Genomic DNA, 21,041 nt, shown 5'->3' with positions numbered 1-21,041 from the left:
TCTATTTACAATTCTACTTTAGCAACAACTGTTTTCGCTGCTACTTTGCCGAATGTTTCAACGGTTACAGATTTAATAGCTTGTGCATTTGTGAAGACAACAACTGTTGAAGTTTCACGACCTGCTGCTTTGACAGCTTCTAAATCAGCTGTCACAAGAAGATCACCTGCTGCAACTTTTTGTCCTTCTGCAACATGCACTTCAAATGGTTTACCTTCAAGACTGACTGTATCAAGTCCGATATGAACAAGCACTTCAAGACCATTATCAGTCAAAAGACCGAGAGCGTGCTTGGTAGGGAAAATGCTGCTAACCGTACCTGCTACTGGTGAGTAAATCTTGCCATTTTCAGGTTCAACAGCAAATCCGTCACCCATCATTTTTTGAGAGAAGACTGGATCTTTGACATCTGTAATCGCAATCACTTCACCGTCTGCGACTGTCTCAACTTCTTCTGTCACGCCTTTGTAGCTCGCTTCGGCAGCTTGTGAAGCTGTCATTTGGCTCGGAAGAGTTTCAGGAATCACTTCGCCTGAGTCAAGTAAGTCTTGAATGTCAGATTTCAAAACATCCGCTTTTGGTCCATAAATTGCTTGAACACCTTGACCTTTCATCACCAAGCCCATAGCTCCTTCGGCTTTCCATTGCTCTTCTGTACCAACTTTTTCTGCATCTTTAACAGTTACACGAAGACGTGTCATACATGCGTCAACATCAACAATGTTTGCACGTCCACCAAGAAGATTGATAATATTCACAGTTTGAGATGCTTCTGCTACTTTGCCACCAGCTGCGGTAGACGAAGGACTATCTTCTCCATCAGCTGTTTCATAGTTTCCGTTACGTCCTGGAGTTGCGTAGTTAAATTTCTTAATCATGAAGTTGGCAATAAAATACATTCCAACTGCAAAGAGCACTGTTACCCAAACAAAATTAATAATATCCATACCCAAACCAGCATTGATGGCTAGTGGAGTACGAGTCAGAAATTCGATTGAACCAAATGAGTGCATACGCAAGTGAACAATATCTGCCATAGCAAAGGCTGACCCTTGCACAACAGCATACACCAAATAAAGAGGTGTTGCAACAAACATAAACATGTATTCAATTGGTTCTGTAACACCTGTTAAGAAAGTTGCAAGTCCTGTTGCAATCATCATCCCTTTGTATTTATGTTTCTTATCATCATCTACATTTCGATAAATTGCAAAGGCAACCCCCATCAAAATACCAAATGAACCAATCATTTGCCCAACTTTAAAACGAGCTGGAGTAATACTATTTAGAAGATGTTGATATTGGTCAGCGTGTGAACCTTTTAAATTAACAAGGTCTGTTACCCAAGCCAACCATAATGGATCTTGACCAAATACAGTCGTTCCTTTAGCAGCCCCTGTCAACACTTCATATGTCCCACCTAATTGAGTATAGTTGATTGGAATTGTCAACATATGGTGAAGTCCAAATGGTAAAAGAAGACGTTCTAAAGTACCAAACAAGAATGGTGCGAGAATTGGAGCTGTCTTTTGAGAGTTAGCAATCCAAATACCAAAATTGTTGATTCCAGTTTGAACAACTGGCCAAAATACTGCAAGAATCAAAGCCACAATTGTAGAACGCAAAATAACAACGAATGGCACAAACCGTTTACCATTAAAGAATGAAAGCGCATCTGGTAATTTACGGTAATTATAATATTTGTTGAAAGCAGTTGCTCCAACAAAACCGGCAATGATACCAACAAACACCCCCATATTAAGGGCAGGAGCTTCAAGTACACTTACAAAATAATCAGCCACCTTAATGGTTCCACCAAAGACAGTTTTTACAGTAGCTCCTTGTTTTGTAAGAAGGTCTGAAGTTACTCCAAAAAAGACCCCTGTAATACGGTTAATTAAAATAAATGAAAGTCCGGCCGCAAATGCACCACCAGCACGTTCCTTTGCCCAGCTACCTCCAATAGCTAATGCAAACAAAATGTGAAGGTTTCCGATAACTCCCCAACCAATTTGCTCAAGAATACCGCCTGTTGTAACAAGAGCAGCTACGTTTGGATTGAGCATTGGAATTGACTTACCAATACTGATCATCAAACCAGCCGCGGGCATTACTGCGATAACGACCATCAGAGCTTTTCCGAATTTTTGCCAAAATTCGAAACTGAATATGTTTTTGAATGTCTCTTTCATCATTCATATCTCCTTATAAAATTTTCTGAAAACGCTTTCCGCAAACGTTTGCATTTATTTACTCTTTAATTATATCATATATTTCTATTTTGTAAAGCGTTTTTATATAATATTTTAAAAATTTTTCCTATTTCTTGCTTGCAAGTTGTAATAGACTAGGGAAATATGCCCATTAGAAAAGTGCAGAAAAACGATATTTCCTGCACCTCAGAGTTATTCTTGCATAGCATAACCAACACCACGCACGGTTTTTATATAACTTTTTTGCCCCGCTATATCAATTTTACTACGAAGATAGCGAATATAAACATCGACAACATTTGTTTCAACAGCTCCTTCGTATTTCCACACGCGTTCTAACAACTGTTCACGGCTTAAAGCCTGATGACTTCCCATCAATGTTGCTAATAAATCATACTCTCTTCGAGTCAAAGCAATCACTTCTTCACCTCGATAAACTGTATGATTTTGCACATCAATCCGAAGATTCCGATAAGATGTTGGAACTTTCATCTGACTACAATGCTGGTCAATAAAATCACGCCCACGAAAAATGGCAGAAATTTTTTCAACTAAGTCCGTCACAATGAATGGTTCTACCATGTAAGCAACAGCAAAGCGTTGGATTTCCTCAGTATATTGAAGAATATTATCACGATTATCCAATACAATGATGACCGAAGCAGGCTTTATCACACTTAATTGTGCGGCAAATTCTGTTCCTGTCATATCGTCAAGCATAAAATTCAACAGGAATAAATCGTATTGATTAGCTCTCGCAGACGCCAAAGCATCTTTTCCTGTTTCAAAAAGATCAACTCGATAACCTTCTTTTTGTAGCTCTAAGCCAATAAATTGCGCTAATTTTTTTTCTTTCTCAACTAATAAAATCCGCTTCCCCATAGCTTATCCTATTTTTCATCATACCAAGAATAGTGGTAAATGCCTTCTTTATCCTTGCGTTCATACGTATGCGCGCCAAAGTAATCGCGCTGCGCTTGAATCAAATTAGCTGGCAAGTTTTCTGCACGATAGCTATCAAAATAAGCAATCGCACTAGAAAAAGTTGGCACTGGCACACCCGCCTGAACAGCTAAAGCAACTACATCACGAACAGCTTGTTGATATTTTGCAGTAACATCCATAAAGTATTCATCAAGAAGTAGGTTTTCAAGATCTGCATTACGGCCATATGCATCTGTAATTTTTTGCAAGAAACGAGCACGGATGATACATCCAGCACGCCAAATAGAAGCAATTTCACCAAATGGAAGATTCCAAGCCTGCTCTTTAGATGCGACACGCAATTGTGAGAAACCTTGTGCATAAGACATGATTTTCGAGAAGTATAGAGCTTGGCGAATTTTTTCAATTAATTCAGCCTTATCCCCATCAAATTTAATAGCAGTAGGTTTTGGAAGAACTTTGCTAGCTTGAACACGTTCTTCTTTATAAGCAGAAATATAACGTGCAAAAACAGACTCCGTAATAAGTGGAAGTGGAACACCAAAATCAAGAGCTGATTGGCTCGTCCATTTACCCGTTCCTTTATTTCCAGCTGCATCCAAAATGTAATCAACGATTGGTCCATCTTGTCCTTCATCATCTTTACGTGTCAAAATATCAGCAGTGATTTCAATCAGATAGCTATCCAACTCACCCTTATTCCATTCAGTAAAGATTTCAGCCATTTCTGCTGCTGAAAATCCAAGCAAGTGCTGCATTAAATCATAACTTTCTGCAATTAATTGCATATCGCCATACTCAATCCCATTGTGTACCATTTTTACATAATGACCTGCACCATTTGGTCCGATATAAGTTACACATGGCGCACCGTCTTCTAGTGCTTTCGCTGAAATTTCTTCCAACACGTCTGCTACTAATTCATAAGCTTCTTTTTGTCCACCAGGCATGATAGACGGTCCTTCAAGCGCACCTTTTTCGCCACCAGATACACCTGTTCCGATGAAATTGATTCCTGAATTTGCCAATTCTTCTGAACGACGAATGGTGTCTTTATAGAAAGTATTTCCACCGTCAATCAAGATATCTCCCTTATCAAGGAAAGGTAAAAGTGCCTGAATCGTTGCATCAGTTCCTGCCCCAGCTTTGACCATGAGCATGATACGACGTGGTTTTTCAATAGAATTTACAAAACTTTCCACATCATAACTTGGAACAAAGTTTTTTTCAGGGTGAGATGCAATCACATCTTCTGTTTTATTCGCTGAACGGTTGTAAATTGCTACTGTATAACCACGAGATTCAATATTAAGGGCAAGGTTACGACCCATGACGGCCATACCAACAACACCAAAATTCGCTTTTGTCATTTTGTACTCCTCTTTTAGTTTGTTTTATTTTATCATTTTTATGCGTGAAAATAAAGGATTTGTTGTTTTACATGAAACTATTTGCTAGCATAAATAGAAAAACATATAAGTAAAATAATTCTTAGAACCTGTCCCCGCAAAGATAGTTTTGTCAGACGAAGATTCACTCCTCAGTTAATCTAGACAAAAATTTGCAAGAATACTGAATATATGTCAAAAAACTTTAATAACGGACGAGTGACGGAGAATAGTCTTTTATATATGAAAAAGTTGTCTATAGAATACAAGCACTTATATATATATATATATATATATGTGCCAATGAATTTACTAGCTAATTGATAAACCTGTCGCTCTGCTTTATTGGTTCCCCACGTCTTGAGTTCCGATTTTACAAGTTCTGGAAATTTTTTACTAATATCTTTTAAAGCATTCCCTACGGACTTTCTTACGTATTCACTAGAGTCTAATCTTAAGTTCGACAATCTTTTTATCGCTTCCTGAGGATTCTCATTAAAATAAGGTCTGCTAGTCCATATTCGTAAACCTTCTGTTACTGCTCTTCTTGTATTTGGCTGTTCTGCATGTAGCCACTCATCAATTATATCTAGAGATTGCTCATATCCAACTCTTTTGCAATACTTATCAAAGGATTTTGCTAGAATTTTCTGAACTCTCCAATTCTTATCTTTCGACACTTCTTCTTTCATAAAATGCAAAACTGCCTTATCATCAGACAAATATCCGAATAAAAAGACAGCATACATCCGAACTTGATATACCTCTGATTGATAAGCTAATTTAGCTAATGCATGCACTTCTTTTTCTTCATAACTTTCAAAATCTAACTGCGCTCTTTTCTCAAATTCTTTAAAACCATTTTTTATTTCAGAAAAATCATGCTCTAATCTTTTTATGTATTTTTGCATATTCTGCTCCTTTTTCCAATAAAAAATATGGCAAACAAAAATTAGATTTTTCACTCCTCATCAAATAGACCTTGCAGGCTAGCAAAAGAACTGTTCTTCTCTTTTTGCTCTTGTTTACTTTGCTGATACTCTTCTTCGGTCATGACCTGCCAATCATTTCCTGAAGGCATGCTATCACTCGCTTCCTCCTCGGCTGTCAGCACTTTAAGAGGGATATGCAATAAAATATTATCTGCCACACTTTCAGCTAGCTTGATTTCTTCATTTTCAATCGGCAACACCAAGTCATCCGCTATCAAATCCTGATCCACTTTTCCACTATGCGCTTCAGCAAAAACTTCATTCACCAAGTAGCTCTCTTTTTGCTCTACCGGCTCCATACTGCGACTTGACGCCAGAGTAATGGTATAAGACAAATCATAATCTAAAAAGTAAAGACCGTCCTCATATTGCACTATTCCACTTGCAAAAATATCTTGGACATTTAAAATTTCAGGATTGCGCACTTGCAATTCTTGTGTCAAATCAAATCCTTGCTCAAAAGCAAGACCATCTGGATTTTTACGTATTTCTTGAATATGTAACATCATTTCCTCATTTGTATTTAAATTTCTAATTTTATTATACCATTTTTAAGATGAGAAATAGGAGAGAAACCATTATTTTGTTATAATAATAACAATCAAAAGGAGGATTGCGATGGATAATTTAGGTCGTATATTTAAATCTTTCCGAGAAGCTAGACATATTTCCTTGACTGAAGCAACCGAAGAAGAATTTTCAAAGTCTATGCTGTCACGTTTTGAAAATGGTCAGAGTGAACTTTCTGCTCAAAAATTATTTACAGATCTTGAAAATATCCACACAGATGTGAACGAATTTACTCTAGCAGCTCATGAACATTAAAAAAATCCGAACAACAACTAATTGATCCCCTTCAAGAACAGTCTGATAATCCAGATTTTATCGAAGCTTTTTACTTAGAAAAACAAGCTCTATATCAAAAATCCAGAAAAAAAGAAGATAGGATTGAATCTATTATTGTCAAAGGTTTTCTTTGCGCTCTAAAAGATGGAATTACAGCTTCCACAGAGGAAAGTAACTTTCTTCACAATTATCTCTTTTCTGTGGATATTTGGGGGTTGTACGAACTTAAACTTTTCGCCTTTTGTACGACTATTCTCTCCTCAAAACTTTATACACAATATACAAAAGAAATGATCAACAGAAAAGATTTTTTAGGCTTATTTGAGAGCAATCGTTATACTATTCATACCATTTTTATAAATGGCTTCTTTCTAGCTATTGAATCAAGACACTTTGCGGAAGCTGCTTTCTTCGAAAACTGGATTAAAGCTCATTTTTATAAGGAAAATGAAGCCTATCTACGGATCGTTTTTAAATTTGCTCAAGGAGAACTCCTATTCCTTCAAGGAAATAAAGAAAATGGATTGAAACAAATGAAGCAAGCTGTCCATATCTTGCAACTATTAGATTGCCAGACTAGTGCCGAATACTATCAAAATGGAATCGAAAAGCTTCTCAAAGAAAATTAACTTTTGTTGAATATGTGCAACGTTTTGCTGACGTTGCCTTTTTTCATTTATACTAAAATATATAAAGTTTGCTTGCAAGTTACTTTTCCATATCGTTCACTTACTTAGGATTTATTCCCACTTGCGAAAAGGCTATTGAATTTACTTTTTTGCTTGTTATAATCATTGCAACACATATAGGAGGTTATCATGAAACTTATTTTGAGAAATAAAGTATTTGCTTTTATTAGTCTGTCACGCATATTCAATATCTTGGGCTCTTCCATTTATAATATTGTTTTTGTAGTCTTTGCATCCAGTTTACCAAATCCTAAATTTGCTGTTGGAATTGCTAATTTTATCGTTCTCGTTCCAGTGTTTTTCACTATTTTTGTGGGAATGAAAGCTGATCAAACAGCCCATAAAGCTCGTTGGCTCATTCACATGGGCTATCTCCAAGCCCTGCTTTTTGTCTTTGTAGCATGTCTAACTCGCTCAACTTCTTATCTAGCTTTTTCTGTCGTTTGTTTGCTAAATATCGTATCAGATATGATGAGTGATTATCGTAGTGGTCTGCAAATGCCTATTTTGAAAAAGAATCTAGCAGAGGAAGAGATGATGCCAGCTTTCTCCTTTATGCAACTAATTACTTATCTCTGCAATCTTGCCGGACAAGCATTAGGAGTTTGGCTTCTTGCTGTCAGCAACCAACAATTTGCGTTAGTCGCCTTCATCAATGCCTTAGCCTTCCTACTTTCTTCCACTACTCTTTATTTTGTTCGTCATAAACTCACCCATGACCCAGTCAAAGAAAATGAAAATCCTCTTCCTCTCAAACAACAATTCCTAAAAATGTATCACAGCTCCAAACTAATTTTTTAACAAAACGGAGACAGCCATTTTTTGACTTTACTCTTTCAGATACTAATACTCAATGCACTCGGCGGCTCTATTATGGCCATTTACAATCTTTATTTATTGGATCATCCTTTATTTGGACTTCCTTTCAGTCAATCTCTTCTCATTTTTGAAACAACGATTATTTTAGGAGTTATCTCTGCCAGCCTGACTCCCAATGATTATTTTAGCAAACTTTCCGTCAATAAAATTGCTTTTTGGGCTACTTTAACCATTGCTCTAATTGGCTTCATAAATCTTCTCCAGCTACCTGTTTTCCTTACTATTTTTGCTGTTTTCTTTATCATGTATCTTTCCGGAAAAGTCAATCCAAAAATCAACAGCATGCTCCTCAGCAAACTTCCATCAGATATCTTAGCACAGACTTCTAACTTTCTGAGTTTGCTGTTTAGTTTTTCTGTCCCATTTGGAACCATGATCTTTACCAGTCTCGCTATTTGGAATATGAAAGTCACTTGGATTGTGTTTACAATCTGTGGCGTGCTGTCTCTCTTACTCTCATTCCAAAAACAACATAGATAAAGCTATCGCAACTAAAATTTATATGGTGAAATACAAAAAAAGATTGGGACAGACAGTCATGATTGCGGCACAATCATAGTAGTCTATCTCAACCTTTTTACATTTTTCTTAAGCGCTCCACTCGCTCTGAAATCGGCGGATGAGTGTAAAATAGCTTTTGAAGTCCACCTTCTTTTTTCGGATCATTGATATAGAGAGCTGCACTAGCGTCATCAACTTTGTGGTGCATCGGCTCGCTATTTTCTAATTTCAAGAGAGCGTTAATCATCCCTTGCGGATTGCGCGTTAATTCTACACTTGAAGCGTCTGCCAAAAATTCACGTTGACGAGAAATCGCCAACTGAACCAAAGTGGCTGCTAAAGGAGCTAATATAATCGCAACGAGCGATAAAATCAACATTAGAACGCCCAAACCATTATCATTATCTCGGCTATCACGTCTGCGACCACTCCCACCAAACCACATCATACGCCCTGCCAAGCTCGATAACATCGTTACCGCACTAGCAAGCGCTACTGCAATCGTTGAAATTCGAATATCATAATTCCGAATGTGACTCACTTCGTGTCCAATAACAGCTTCCAATTCTTCACGATTCATTAGATTTAACAGACCCGTTGTCGCAGCAACTGCTGCATTTTCAGGCTTTGAGCCCGTCGCAAAGGCATTAGGCGATGAATCCTCTACAATATATACCCGTGGCATCGGAACTTGCGCTACCATCGCCATATCTTCTACCACATGGTACAAATCAGGAGCTTCAGCCTCAGTGACTTGGCGAGCACCGTTCATAGACATGACAACCTCAGTAGACTGAAAAATCATGCTAAAAGCATAAATGCCGCCAATGATAAAGGCAATTATCACACCACCGAGAGTTGAATCTAACCATAAATACCCTACCGCAGCACCAATAATCGCTAACAGAGCAAAAAAAGCAATTAAGAGAACCCACGTTCGTCTTTTATTACTAGCAATTTGATCAAAAAGCATATTAGTCACCTAGACCGCTAAAATCAACTTTTGGTACGGATTTTTCTTCCTCTGGGACAGCTAAGAAATCTGCCGGCTTAAAGCTAAACATTCCGGCAATAATATTACTTGGAAATATTTCCAGCTTCACATTGTAATTGCTTGTTACACTATTATAAAGTTGACGAGAATACGAAATTTTATTTTCAGTATTAGTCAATTCTTCTTGCAATTTTACAAAGTTCGTACTTGCTTTCAATTCTGGGTAATTTTCTGCAACTGCAAAAATGCCAGAAATTTGACGCGTCAAGGCATCACTTGCTTTCATGGCTTCTGCTGGCGTTGTAGCAGCTGCCACTTGACGACGAAGCTCTGTTACCTTTTCAAGCGTTGATGCTTCATATTTAGCATACCCTTTGACTGTTTCAATCAGGTTTGGCAGCAAATCATTTCGACGTTTTAACTGAACATCAATTTGACTCCACGCTTCCTTGGTTTGCATACGACTTTTGACAAGACCATTGTAACTAGCAATCACAAACAATATCAGTACTACAACAATGGCTAAAATAATCATCCACATAATCATTCTCCTTTAAATTTATTATAGACATTATACCAGAAAAATGAAAAGAATAAAAATTTAGACTTCTGTAGCAAGAGAAATTTTGAAGATTCTCTTCTGATTATCTGGTATAATAGAAATAAGAAATACAAATAAGGACAAATGATGACACCCGAAGAATTTTATGAACTCTTAAAACAGCAGCAAATTGAACTCACAGACCGACAAAAGAAGCAATTTGAACACTATTTTGAACTGCTCGTTGAATGGAATGAAAACATCAATCTGACAGCTATTACTGACAAAAAGGAAGTCTATCTCAAGCATTTCTATGATTCCATTGCGCCAATTTTACAGGGACGGATTGAAAACAAAAGCATCAAACTATTGGATATTGGAGCAGGGGCAGGTTTTCCGAGTCTTCCGATGAAAATCCTCTATCCAGCATTAGATGTGACGATTATTGACTCTCTAAACAAGCGTATTCTGTTTTTAAATCACTTGGCTGACGAGTTAGGTTTGGAAAACGTTCATTTTTATCATGGTCGGGCAGAAGATTTTGCTCAAGATAAAGACTTCCGCGCCCAGTTTGATATTGTAACTGCACGCGCTGTTGCTCGTATGCAGATCTTAGCCGAGCTGACCATTCCCTTTCTTAAAGTTGGCGGGCGTCTTTTAGCGCTCAAAGCTAGCAATGCTCCTGAGGAATTAACAGAAGCAAAAACCGCGCTTAGCCTTCTTTTCAGCAAAGTCGAAAAAAACATTCATTACCAACTCCCCAATGGCGACCCGCGGTATATCACGGTTGTTGGCAAGAAAAAAGAAACTCCCAATAAATACCCACGCAAAGCAGGAATTCCTAATAAACGACCGTTATAAAAAGAAAAACCAACCATTTTAATTGGTTGGTTTCGTTTTTATCTGCCAACTTTTCGGTTGCGATGTTGGTAATGCTTGTAAAGCGCGGCATAGCGTCCGTGGTATTCTTTCAGCCAAGGCTTATCTCGACCGCAAAAGTGAAGAAAAACGGTGTTCTCAATCACCCAATCCAAGTCCCACTCTCCTTTACTCCGAGCATAATATAGCACATTGTAGCGTGCATCATAGTTATACAATTCATCTGGAATCTGAATTGTCAAATGTCCATACAAAGCATTCAGCACATCTTGATCCGGTAAAAAGAGTTTAAAACTGTTTTGAGCAATGTAATCTAAAATAGCTTCACGCTTCACTTCTTTCCGAATGCTGGTCAAATTCATAAGTAAAACTCCTGAATTATAGTAACTTTCTGCCTCAAAATTCTGTAAACGCATCTTATTGACTAAATCTGTCATATTGGCATCTGATCCATGACTAGCCGCAGCATATAAAGAAGCTCCTAACTCCATTTCATAAAGAGGACAAATATCATTCAGACATAAAATATCTGCGTCTAGGTAAAGAATTCTGTCTAAGTCTTTAGGAAGGTATTCATGTGCCAGCAAGCGATAGTAGATTGTTTCTGGATACCGATCAGTGCTGGGGGCGTCCTCAAATGCTTTTTCCCCAATCACGACTGGTTCATAGATGATTCCTAGTGCCTCACAAAATTCCTCAATCTCCACATTCCTTTTTAACAATTTTTTTTGCAAAACAAACACATGCAGCAAAGCTGACGGTGAATTTAGGTAAACGGAATACAAGGTTGTTTTAAATTGCTCGACATAGCGATCATCGATTGAAAACAAAAGGTTTATTTCTGTCATATTCTCCCCATTCTATCTCATCTATTCTTCTCGAAAAACAGGCTGCGCTCCAAATGTTTGTGAAACAGGCATGATTTCAATCCGGTTAATATTGACATGAGGAGGCTGTCCAACAATCCAAGCAACAGTATTGGCAATATCTATTGGCTGAATAGCATGAGCTCCTTCATACAATTTTTCAGCTCGTTGATCGTCCCCTTTAAATCGGACATTTGAAAATTCTGTTCCCTCACAAAGACCAGGTTCAATGTTAGTAACACGAATATGATGTCCTGCCAAATCAGCACGTAAATTCAAAGAAAATTGCTTCACGAATGCTTTACTAGCTCCATAGACGTTGGCACCTGGATAAGGAACCGTTCCAGCAGTCGAACCTAGATTGATAATCAATCCGCTATCTCGCTCTACCATTTGCGGTAGGATCTGACGTGTTAGATAAACCAAACCAATAATATTGGTCTGAATCATCGTCAGCCAATCTTGCATATCTGCCTCATAAGCCTTGTCTAAGCCCAATGCTAGGCCTGCATTGTTGACCAAAATATCAATCGTTCGCCAATCCTCTGGCAAACTTTCTAAGGCCTGATCCACGCTTTTTGTATCCGACACATCCACTTGAAGCGGATAAAAATTTTCAAGACCTAATTCCTGATGAAGTTGTGTCAGCTTTCCCAATCTTCTCGCTGAACCAATCACTCGGTGACCTTCTGCCACCAATCGACGACAAATAGCTTGACCAAAACCAGCTGAAGCTCCTGTTACCAATGCAATCATTTCCTTCCTCCTATGTACATTTCAATTCTCATTTATAGCCAAGGATTGTAAAATCGACCATGATTCACGACAAAGAGTAATAGACTGAATAATAAAAATAAACCAGCCAGTACAATTACTTCAATATCCAACCTCTGAAAAGCCTGATAAGTGTACCATGTCCGCTTCTTATTTTTGCCAAAACGCCGCAATTCCATAGCTGTCGCAATCGTATCAATCCGTTCCAGCGAACTAAAAATCAATGGAATAATGATTTGCAGGTTCCCTTTGATGCGCTGGCTTAATTTTGCTTTTTTGGACAATTCCAAACCACGCGCTTCTTGCGACATTCTGATCAGGTAAAATTCCTCCTGCAGGTCAGGAATATAGCGCAGCGTCAAACTGACAGAATAGGCAATTTTATAAGGAATTCCGATTTGATTCAAACTGGATGCAAACTGACTTGGGTGAGTTGTCATCAGAAAAATAACCGCCAAAGGAATGGTGCAGAGATATTTTAAGAACAAATTAAACAAATAAAAGATTTCCTGCGCAGTCACGGTATAACTGCCTAATCCGCTGAACCAGACCGTCTGTTGACCATAAATCTCCACTCCGTACTGAGGAGCAAACAGATAAACCATGATAAGATTCAAAGCGGCAAAAATACCTGCAAAAGCCAAAACAAACGATACATCTTTAAAATGAATGTTCGAAACTCTAAAAAGAAAGAGTGAGCCAATCGCGATGACCAGCAGAAAGCGAGTATCGTAACTAATCATCGCTGCAGTTGATACCAAAATGAAAAACAGTAACTTACTCGCTCCGGATAGGCGATGCAAAAAGGTCGTTCCCGCATGGTAACCAATAAGTTTTTGTTGATTAAGCATGGTTTCCCCCCCTTTCTTGCATATAGAATTCTGTTAAAGCGAGCGGATCAACTTCCAATTTCTCAGCCAAGGAAAAGATAGACGTTTCCTTGAGGTTCGCCGCCTGAATCAAAGTCTTATCTGTCAAAACTTCGGCCGGTGTTTTGTCTGCCAAGATCTTTCCGTCTAACATCACAACCGCACGGTCAGAATAATCCAGCATCAGCTGCATATCATGTGTAATCATGATAATCGTATGCCCTTTTTGGTTCAATTCATCTAAGAAATTCATGATTTCTGTGTAATTGCGCTGATCTTGGCCAGCCGTTGGCTCATCTAAAAGGATAATCTCTGGATTTAACACTAAAATCGAAGCAATGGTCACCCGCTTCTTTTGCCCAAAAGACAGAGCAGAAATGGGCCACTGCCGAAATTCATATAAACCGCAGGTTTTTAGCGCAGCCAATACACGCTCTTTTATCTCATTTTCTGCAATCCCACGCAACTTCAAGCCTAAAGCAACCTCATCAAAAATCATGGTCGTAGAAATCATCTGATTTGGGTTTTGCAAAACGTAACCAATCCGTTCTGCCCGCTCTTTAATGGAGTCGCCTTTGATGTCTCTTCCCTGCCAAGTATAGCTTCCTTCTGTTGCGATAAACTGGCAGAGCGCTTTGGCTAACGTGGATTTTCCAGCACCGTTTTTCCCGACAATGGCAATTTTTTCGCCTTTAGAGATTGTAAAATCAATATCTTGTAAAACCTTTTTCTCACCGTAGGCAAACTGGACATTTTTCAACTCCAGCAAATCATCCTGTGCCTGTGATTTTTGAATAGAAACTTTTTCACCCAAAAACTGAACAGCGGAGACATCTATCTGAGCTAAATTTGCCAACTGTGCAGAATTTTCCAGCTGAAAACCAAGCTGACGCAAGGTGGTCAGATAAAGTGGCTCTCGAATCCCATTTTCGGCTAATAAATGCGTATGCAGCAGATTATCAGGACTGCCGTTAAAGAGAATTTGTCCGTCATTGATGAGGACAATCCGATCAATAGACCGATACAGCACATCTTCCAGACGATGCTCGATAACAATCGTTGTTGTTCCTGCTTCCGCATGAATTTGGTCAATCAGCTCAATCGTATCCTGTCCCGACTTCGGATCTAAATTTGCCAAAGGTTCATCAAAGAGCAAAATCGGACTTTCGTCAATCAGCACCCCGGCCAAACTGACCCGCTGCTTCTGCCCACCAGATAAGTCTTGGGGGCGCTGGTGCAACAATGATGACAAATCCAATTTCTCCGCCCACAAATGAACCTTTTCTCTCATCGTCGGCAAATCCACCATGTCATTTTCCAAAGCAAAGGCCAAATCTTCTGCAACACTCAGCCCGATAAACTGACCGTCTGTGTCTTGCAAGACGGTACTGACAAGGTTGGACAGATCATAAATACTGCTGCCAAATGCCGACTTCCCTTGAATCCACAGATTCCCAGTCATTTCTCCATGATAAATAGTTGGAATAATTCCGTTTAAGCATTGCCCAAGAGTGGACTTTCCCGAGCCAGACGGCCCCACGATTAAGACCTTTTCTCCCTCATAAATCGTCAAATCAACATTTTTCAAGGTTGGTTCTGTCTGTGCTTGATACTGAAAACTAAAATTTTCAAATTGAATAATTGGTTTTTTCATAGCATGTTCTCTATAAAGCAAGGGCGATCTGAATCGCCAAGTTAGCCACTTTGTCTTTTTCGTCTAAGTCTGCATGATTGGCTAAATTGCGCATATCCCAGGCTTCTTCTGATAAGTGGTCCGCCGCATAAAAGAAATGGCAAACGGAAATCTCACGAAAAGCTGCCAAAGCTGCAACTGCTGAACATTCCATATCTACACAAATAGCACCCATTTCTTTTCGCTTACGGAGTTTCGCAGCTGTTTCACGATAAATACCGTCTGTCGTCCAAACTTTTCCAACTGTATGAGAAATTCCTTTATCAGCTAAAATTGACTGTAAAAAATCCCGCAAACCGACATTTACTTCTATCTCATCAGAAGCCGGCAGGTAATGATAACTGGTCCCTTCATCACGAATCGCAGTATGGGGCACGATAATAGACGTTTCCCTAATCGTTTCATCTAAAACACCACATGTTCCAAAAAGAACCAGCTTCTTCATTCCAAAGGCAATCAGATCTTCCAAAATGGCGATACAGGCAGCTGCCCCTACTGGTGAATTGAACACGGCGATTGCCTTACCTTTTATAACAATCTTGTAAATGGGAATTTCAATATTTGCCATGGAAGTGGAGGTCAATAGCTCATGCTGAAAATCAGCCAGCATGCGCTTAAAGGTCTCACGGGCAAAGCAAGACACCACTGTTTCTGGAAAATCCGGTAGCGCCTCCACCAAATCTTCTGGATTGATAATCGCCTGACGATTTTCATCAAATTCCTCTAAAATCATCCACTTCTCCTCTTGTACTTACTCACTCTATTGTAGCACAAAAGAAAATAAGATGAAAATCAATTTTGAAGTCCGCTACACCTGCCGCAAAATTAAATCTTGAACGTGAAAAAGAATCTGACCAAACAAAAAGAGTTCAGCTTCTTGCCGCCCCTACACGGTTAATGAGAAAGTGCGACAATGGTTAAAATGCTCAACTCGGTCGACGGAGTAAACCAAAACTCGTTGAGACTATCGACCCAGTCAACGAAGCAAACTAAAACTCATTAAAAGTATCGACTCGGTCAACGGGACAAACCAAAACTCATTGAGACTATCGACCCGGGCGACGGAGTAAACCAAAACTTGTTGAGACGGGCGACCCAGTCGACGAAACAAACCAAAACTCATTGAAACTGTCGACCCGGTCGATGGGACAAACAAAAACTCGTTTCTTCTGTCCGACCCTCAGATAACATGAACTAAAATCAGTTTGCTCCGTCTGAGCCTCGGATGACATGAACCAAAATCAATTTGCTCCGTCTGAGCCTCGGACGACATGCACCAAAACTAGTTTACTCCGTCTGAGCCTCAGAAAGCTTACCCAGACAATATTTTCCGTATTAGGTGCTTTCTTAAGCTTAAAAAGCAAATGAAAAGCTCCATCATAGGGCATTTTGCCATTATAAAGTAAGAAACTGAGGCAAAAATGCTCAGCTCCTTTGTTTATATAGTCATCAGAATTATAAGACGCAGTGGTGAGAATAGGAAAAAACATTTTCAAACCTTCGCTCCGTCTCACTCCCGCTTCCTGTCACTAATCTTTTTTCAAACTTCCTGATTTGGTTTGCGTGCGGGCATAAGCCAGCAAAAGCGCTGTCCCTGCAATAGCAACGGTCAAACCATTAGAAATCGTTGCAACAAAGCCCTGTACAAACACTTTGTTTACAGGCTCATTGTAAATCAAAATATCACCAAGCGGCGCAATGACAATCCACACCACAGCATTGGCCAACAGTTGAATTACATTGAACGATACAATATCTTTTGCTTCAAAAATACCTTGCATAACACGGAGTCTTTTCCGAAACAGCCCAATAATCAAACCAAACAAACCGCTGGCAATGACCCATGACCACCAAGGATTTCCATATTGCAAAGAATCTTTTAAGGCATGCCCGATGAAGCCCGTTAAAAATCCAACAACCGGACCAAAAATCACGCTAAATAAGGCCTGCAAAGCATACTGCAATTGAATGCTGGTATTTGGCACAGGAGTGGGAATACTAATCATTCCAATAACGACGAAGAGGGCTGCTCCAATACCCGTTGCGACAACACTTCTTATTGAATTATTTTTCATAATAATCTCCTTTATTATTTATTTTTCAATCCGCTTGATTTCAATACTCCATTGCGCTCCGACTCCTACATTATAGGCCTTCGCAAAAGACCCCTGATTGATCGCCAGACCAACACGATAAAGAGAATTGATATACAAAATCGGCTGACCAATCCGTACATCCGCAAAAGATTTCCCATAAGTCACCTGGTTCTGATAGACCAGCATATCGTTATTATAAATCGTGACCTCAAACCGATTACCAAATTCAGGACTAAGAGTATAAAATTCCTCACGTGTAATAGACGTCCATAGCGAACCAAAACGAACATCTAAAATATCAATAGCCCCACTAACAAAATCATTCCCAATTGTCGTTTCTGCAACAGGAATTTCTACAATTTCATCTATACTTAATTCTGGGCCCACTTCTTCAAAAGTAATGTGTCCGCTTGCTAACTTCGCACCAGTATAAGCATAAACATCACGACCATGAAACGTATAAGAATGCTCCGTATTTTTTCGGCGATTTTCCACCTCCGAAATCTCACGAATCGCTAGAATTCCCACATGTTTCTTGATAAAAGAAAGTGTCCCATTATTTGGCGTGACAATATACTGATTTTGTACAGTTTTGGCAACCACGCTTTTCCGCTTCGAACCAACGCCTGGATCCACAACGGAGACAAACGTTGTCCCTTCCGGCCAATAATTCACCGTTTGAAACAAACGATAGCTTCCCTCAAAAATATTATAAGGCGTAATATCATGAGTCAAATGATGTATTTTTAACGTTGGGGATTCCTCTAAGGCCACACCGACCATTGCCGATACAGCCCCATCTACCAAACCAAAATCTGACTGTAATACCAGTAAGTTATTCTGCATTTTCTCTCCTTTATTACACTTATATCATAACATAAATTAAATTTCTTATCCATATCTATTTTTTATCACGTTGATAAATACTCTCTATAGCTATTTGCCAATATCCCCCAATAACTAAATACCGAATGGCTACTTTAACAAAACATGTCATTCTAATTCAAACTTGGTACAAATCTCTAATATTAAAAAATAACATTAACCCGTGGTGCTAGTTAACCTCAAAACACCATAAAAAGCCCAAAAAGACTATACTGTAAGTGACGAAACAAACAGGAGGTTATCCAAATGAGCCACTTACAGTATACCGCTAAATCCCATCATTTACAATGGAATATGAAGCAATTATCAAAAATTTGTCATCAGCTTTATCGGGATTATTGCCCTGATTCATTGAAACATCGTCATAATGTCAGCCTGTCAAAAGTTTCGGATGAATCTCTATTAGTCTTACTGCTCTTGCAAGCTGAACTAGGAATCAAATCTCAACGTCATTTTCACCGAATCTGCCAACTATTTCCCTGTAGCCGACTGCTGGAAATAAGTCGCTTCAATCGTCGTTCAAGGCAGTTGATTTGGTTGCTACAACTCATTCGTCAGGCGATGAATAACCAAATCTCCTCCGATACGATTGCCATCGTAGACAGTTTTCCCCTACCACTTTGTCAGTCTGTTCGTAACCATAGAGCAAGTATTTTCGAAGGATTGGCAGACATTGGCTACAATGCGTCAAAACACTTATGGTTCTATGGTTTCAAAGTTCACATACTCGTTACCTTATCTGGTCATATTCTGAACTATATTGTCACGTCAGCTTCTGTTCATGATATCAAAGTGGTGGAGGATTTATTGGAAGGCTGCCAACAATCTGTGATTTTAGCAGATTTAGGGTATATCAGCCAGGCTCTTAAAGATCGGTTGAAACAGAGAGGGTATCATTTATGGATGCCCTTACGTCAGAATATGGGAAGCGCGAGCCAGCATAATAACTGGAGATTATTGGCTATGAGGCGAACCATTGAAACGCGCTTTTCTGAGTTATGTGCTCTCTTTGATATGGAACACACCTTTGCCAGAGGAATAGTTGGACTACAGTTGAGGATTGAACAAATCCTATTGACTTATAATTTGAGCTATTTTGAACTTAACTAGCACCACGGGTAACATTACTATTAAAATATAATAATTTCTAACATAATATTTATAAAATTTCAGATCTCTCCAGAATGTAACATATGATTCAAGAAATTGATAACAAATCAGCCAGCGACATTTGAATATAAAAAAGAAAAGCAAATTGTTTCACCTCTATTTCAATATTCGCTGGCATCTCCCCGCTACAATTATATTGAACAAAAAGAAAAATAGCCTGAGACAAAAAGATTTCTCAGCTAATAAAAGAGAGATTCACATTTGGTGTAAGTCTCTCTTTTAGTTTTTAGTTAATTTCTTGTTATATTTCAGTAGGTTATTGGCCATGAGAACCAAGCCCATGTCAATTTTAACCTGACGTCTGCCTCTGAGATTACATCGTTTGTCCCCCAAACAAGCCTTTATCTGACCAAAGACAGGTTCCACATCAACTTTACTTGGGCAAAGATGTGACTGCCTTCGTCAGACAAAAGCGCTTGGCTTTCTTTTCGTTTTAAGACTTGATATCGCTCATTGACGTAAAGTCCCTTTTGCGAAGCCAAGTCAGGTTGTTCTGCCTTATAAACCCTGATTTTCTGCTTGAAACCTGTCGTGATATGGCTGTGTTTGAGGTGGTCAAATTGGTATACCCAACCCTCTAGATGGGTGTAGAAATCAGCTGTTCCATCGTAAGTCTAGTTATCCAAATTCCTATTAGATTCTTTGTGTTTTTTATTCTGTTCCTTGTCAAAAAGACCATATTTAATCCAGTGGTCAACGCCCATCCTATCCAAGGTGAGAAGATTCTCCTCGCTGCCGTATCCCGCATCGGCGACAACCCTTTTTAACTCATGTGGATATGTTTCTAAAAAAGGCAAGAGCGTTCTGGTATCTGTTGGATTTGGATAGATGTCATAGTGAAGGACGAACTAATTTTCAGTGGCGATTTGTAGGTTGTAGCCAGGTTTGAGTTGTCCATTTCTCATAAGATCTTCTTTCATTCTCATGAAAGTCGCATCATGATCCGTCTTAGAAAAACTCTTTCGACCTTGGAAGGTCTCTTGATAAATCTCACATTTTTCGGCCCGCACTGAAAAGTCATCCTTGACTTTACGCAGGACTTTCTTGAGCTTGCGGCGTTTGGTCTTACGATCGTCCTTACCTTTAACTGGTGTTTCCTCAATGTCTTGGCTCAGTCCAGCCAATTCTTCTTCAAGAAGTTGAGCGAACTCAGTCAACTGTTCTGAGGAGATGGGCTCTTGTGTATCCAGTTCAATGGCTTGATGGATAAGAGGCGTGATTTCTTCTTGGAAATAGACCTGCATCTGTTCTTGAAGTTTAGCGGAGAATCTCTCTGTCGCTTTCTTCCAAACGAAACTGTACTTATTGACGTTGGCCTCAATCTTAGTACCATCAATGTAGAGACCATCAAGTGTTACCAACTTTTCCATTTTCAACTGAAGGTTGAGTTCGATAAAGAGTTCTCGCAGCAGATTTTCCATCCCGGCAGCTACACGGAAACGGTTGATGGTCCGGTAGCTGATAACCAACTGCCCTATCAAGTACTGCATGGCTAGATTTTCTGTTATCATCTTTTCAATCTTACAACCAGAGAAACTTCCTTGGGAATAAGCAAAGAGGAGGGCAGACAGAAGTAACTTTGGGTGATAGGAAGGGCGACCAAAATCATGTAGAAAGACTGAAACTGACCGTCTTCTAGTGCATTGACGACCTTTTCGATAGTGAAGACGATGTGGCCTTGGGGTAAGACACAAGCAAGTTCTAGTGGCAAAGTTGTCTGATTTGTGTTATAGTGAATGTGCATGAGATAGCCTTTCTAATATTTTCTAGACAACTATATTTGGCTCTATAATATTTGTAGTGGGTAAATCCCCTATAGAT

Annotated in this window: 18 protein-coding genes and 3 pseudogenes; 4 read left to right on the top strand and 17 right to left on the bottom strand. The window is 39.1% G+C overall.

Annotated features, from left to right (window positions below; genetic code table 11):
• Positions 1-5 precede the first annotated feature (5 nt).
• The 5 genes and pseudogenes from HMPREF2876_RS00105 to HMPREF2876_RS00085 all read right to left on the bottom strand — a co-directional run bounded on the left by HMPREF2876_RS00105 (position 6) and on the right by HMPREF2876_RS00085 (position 6,044).
• Positions 6-2,195, bottom strand: coding sequence for a PTS transporter subunit IIBC (locus HMPREF2876_RS00105; protein ID WP_042754091.1), 2,190 nt, complete (start codon positions 2,193-2,195; stop codon positions 6-8).
• A gap of 210 nt (positions 2,196-2,405) precedes the next feature.
• Positions 2,406-3,095 (bottom strand): response regulator transcription factor, encoded by a 690-nt coding sequence (locus tag HMPREF2876_RS00100; protein ID WP_024052511.1) that lies wholly within the window; start codon positions 3,093-3,095, stop codon positions 2,406-2,408.
• An 8-nt stretch (positions 3,096-3,103) separates the two neighbouring features.
• Positions 3,104-4,528 (bottom strand): NADP-dependent phosphogluconate dehydrogenase, encoded by a 1,425-nt coding sequence (gene gndA / locus HMPREF2876_RS00095; RefSeq protein WP_024052512.1) that lies wholly within the window; start codon positions 4,526-4,528, stop codon positions 3,104-3,106.
• A 320-nt stretch (positions 4,529-4,848) separates the two neighbouring features.
• Positions 4,849-5,457, bottom strand: a pseudogene (locus tag HMPREF2876_RS00090) (DNA alkylation repair protein); the annotation flags it as partial.
• A 50-nt stretch (positions 5,458-5,507) separates the two neighbouring features.
• Positions 5,508-6,044, bottom strand: a complete 537-nt coding sequence (locus HMPREF2876_RS00085) for a DUF177 domain-containing protein (protein WP_070583882.1) — start codon at positions 6,042-6,044, stop codon at positions 5,508-5,510.
• Positions 6,045-6,156: 112 nt separating this feature from the next.
• On the opposite strand from HMPREF2876_RS00085, the pseudogene HMPREF2876_RS00080 reads away from it, so the two are divergent.
• A pseudogene (locus HMPREF2876_RS00080) lies at positions 6,157-7,013 on the top strand (XRE family transcriptional regulator).
• Positions 7,014-7,202: 189 nt separating this feature from the next.
• Positions 7,203-8,432 (top strand): annotated as a pseudogene (locus HMPREF2876_RS00075) (transporter).
• 97 nt (positions 8,433-8,529) lie between these two features.
• Here HMPREF2876_RS00075 and htpX read toward each other — a convergent pair.
• Positions 8,530-9,426, bottom strand: a complete 897-nt coding sequence (htpX, locus tag HMPREF2876_RS00070) for a zinc metalloprotease HtpX (protein ID WP_024052517.1) — start codon at positions 9,424-9,426, stop codon at positions 8,530-8,532.
• A 1-nt stretch (position 9,427) separates the two neighbouring features.
• Positions 9,428-9,988 carry a LemA family protein gene (locus tag HMPREF2876_RS00065; protein WP_024052518.1) on the bottom strand — a complete coding sequence of 187 codons (561 nt, stop codon included), beginning with the start codon at positions 9,986-9,988 and terminating at the stop codon, positions 9,428-9,430.
• Positions 9,989-10,135: 147 nt separating this feature from the next.
• On the opposite strand from HMPREF2876_RS00065, the gene rsmG reads away from it, so the two are divergent.
• Positions 10,136-10,849 carry a 16S rRNA (guanine(527)-N(7))-methyltransferase RsmG gene (gene rsmG, locus HMPREF2876_RS00060; RefSeq protein WP_024052519.1) on the top strand — a complete coding sequence of 238 codons (714 nt, stop codon included), beginning with the start codon at positions 10,136-10,138 and terminating at the stop codon, positions 10,847-10,849.
• 38 nt (positions 10,850-10,887) lie between these two features.
• Here rsmG and HMPREF2876_RS00055 read toward each other — a convergent pair whose 3' ends face one another.
• The 7 genes from HMPREF2876_RS00055 to HMPREF2876_RS00020 all read right to left on the bottom strand — a co-directional run bounded on the left by HMPREF2876_RS00055 (position 10,888) and on the right by HMPREF2876_RS00020 (position 18,011).
• On the bottom strand, positions 10,888-11,715 hold the full coding sequence (locus HMPREF2876_RS00055) for a glycosyltransferase family 8 protein (RefSeq protein WP_024052520.1): 828 nt from the start codon (positions 11,713-11,715) through the stop codon (positions 10,888-10,890).
• Positions 11,716-11,736: 21 nt separating this feature from the next.
• The gene (locus tag HMPREF2876_RS00050; RefSeq protein ID WP_024052521.1) at positions 11,737-12,489 is read right to left on the bottom strand and encodes an SDR family oxidoreductase; all 753 of its coding nucleotides are present in this window, start codon (positions 12,487-12,489) and stop codon (positions 11,737-11,739) included.
• 32 nt (positions 12,490-12,521) lie between these two features.
• A complete protein-coding gene (locus tag HMPREF2876_RS00045; RefSeq protein WP_024052522.1) occupies positions 12,522-13,358 on the bottom strand; it encodes an energy-coupling factor transporter transmembrane component T family protein in 837 nt (278 codons plus the stop codon).
• Complete coding sequence (locus HMPREF2876_RS00040) at positions 13,351-15,030, bottom strand: ABC transporter ATP-binding protein (RefSeq protein WP_024052523.1); 1,680 nt, start codon at positions 15,028-15,030, stop codon at positions 13,351-13,353. The genes HMPREF2876_RS00045 and HMPREF2876_RS00040 overlap by 8 nt, the downstream gene beginning before the upstream one ends.
• Before the next feature lie 10 nt (positions 15,031-15,040).
• Positions 15,041-15,802, bottom strand: a complete 762-nt coding sequence (locus HMPREF2876_RS00035; RefSeq protein ID WP_070583881.1) for a nucleoside phosphorylase — start codon at positions 15,800-15,802, stop codon at positions 15,041-15,043.
• 796 nt (positions 15,803-16,598) lie between these two features.
• Positions 16,599-17,147, bottom strand: coding sequence for an ECF-type riboflavin transporter substrate-binding protein (locus tag HMPREF2876_RS00025; protein WP_327083116.1), 549 nt, complete (start codon positions 17,145-17,147; stop codon positions 16,599-16,601).
• 15 nt (positions 17,148-17,162) lie between these two features.
• On the bottom strand, positions 17,163-18,011 hold the full coding sequence (locus tag HMPREF2876_RS00020; protein ID WP_024052527.1) for an SAM hydrolase/SAM-dependent halogenase family protein: 849 nt from the start codon (positions 18,009-18,011) through the stop codon (positions 17,163-17,165).
• A gap of 285 nt (positions 18,012-18,296) precedes the next feature.
• On the opposite strand from HMPREF2876_RS00020, the gene HMPREF2876_RS00015 reads away from it, so the two are divergent.
• The gene (locus HMPREF2876_RS00015; RefSeq protein ID WP_070583878.1) at positions 18,297-19,160 is read left to right on the top strand and encodes an IS982 family transposase; all 864 of its coding nucleotides are present in this window, start codon (positions 18,297-18,299) and stop codon (positions 19,158-19,160) included.
• A gap of 279 nt (positions 19,161-19,439) precedes the next feature.
• Here the strand turns inward: HMPREF2876_RS00015 and HMPREF2876_RS11045 are convergent, their stop codons facing one another.
• The 3 genes from HMPREF2876_RS11045 to HMPREF2876_RS11035 form a co-directional block, all read right to left on the bottom strand.
• Positions 19,440-19,586 carry a transposase gene (locus tag HMPREF2876_RS11045; RefSeq protein WP_306806728.1) on the bottom strand — a complete coding sequence of 49 codons (147 nt, stop codon included), beginning with the start codon at positions 19,584-19,586 and terminating at the stop codon, positions 19,440-19,442.
• A 248-nt stretch (positions 19,587-19,834) separates the two neighbouring features.
• Positions 19,835-20,017 (bottom strand): transposase, encoded by a 183-nt coding sequence (locus tag HMPREF2876_RS11040; protein WP_306552425.1) that lies wholly within the window; start codon positions 20,015-20,017, stop codon positions 19,835-19,837.
• Positions 20,018-20,068: 51 nt separating this feature from the next.
• Positions 20,069-20,914 (bottom strand): transposase, encoded by an 846-nt coding sequence (locus HMPREF2876_RS11035; RefSeq protein WP_306552424.1) that lies wholly within the window; start codon positions 20,912-20,914, stop codon positions 20,069-20,071.
• Positions 20,915-21,041 lie beyond the last annotated feature (127 nt).

Origin of the sequence: Streptococcus sp. HMSC073A12, assembly GCF_001812815.1 — a bacterium.
GTDB classification, from domain to species: Bacteria; Bacillota; Bacilli; order Lactobacillales; family Streptococcaceae; genus Streptococcus; species Streptococcus vaginalis.
This window is presented reverse-complemented; position numbering and strand designations above follow the sequence as displayed.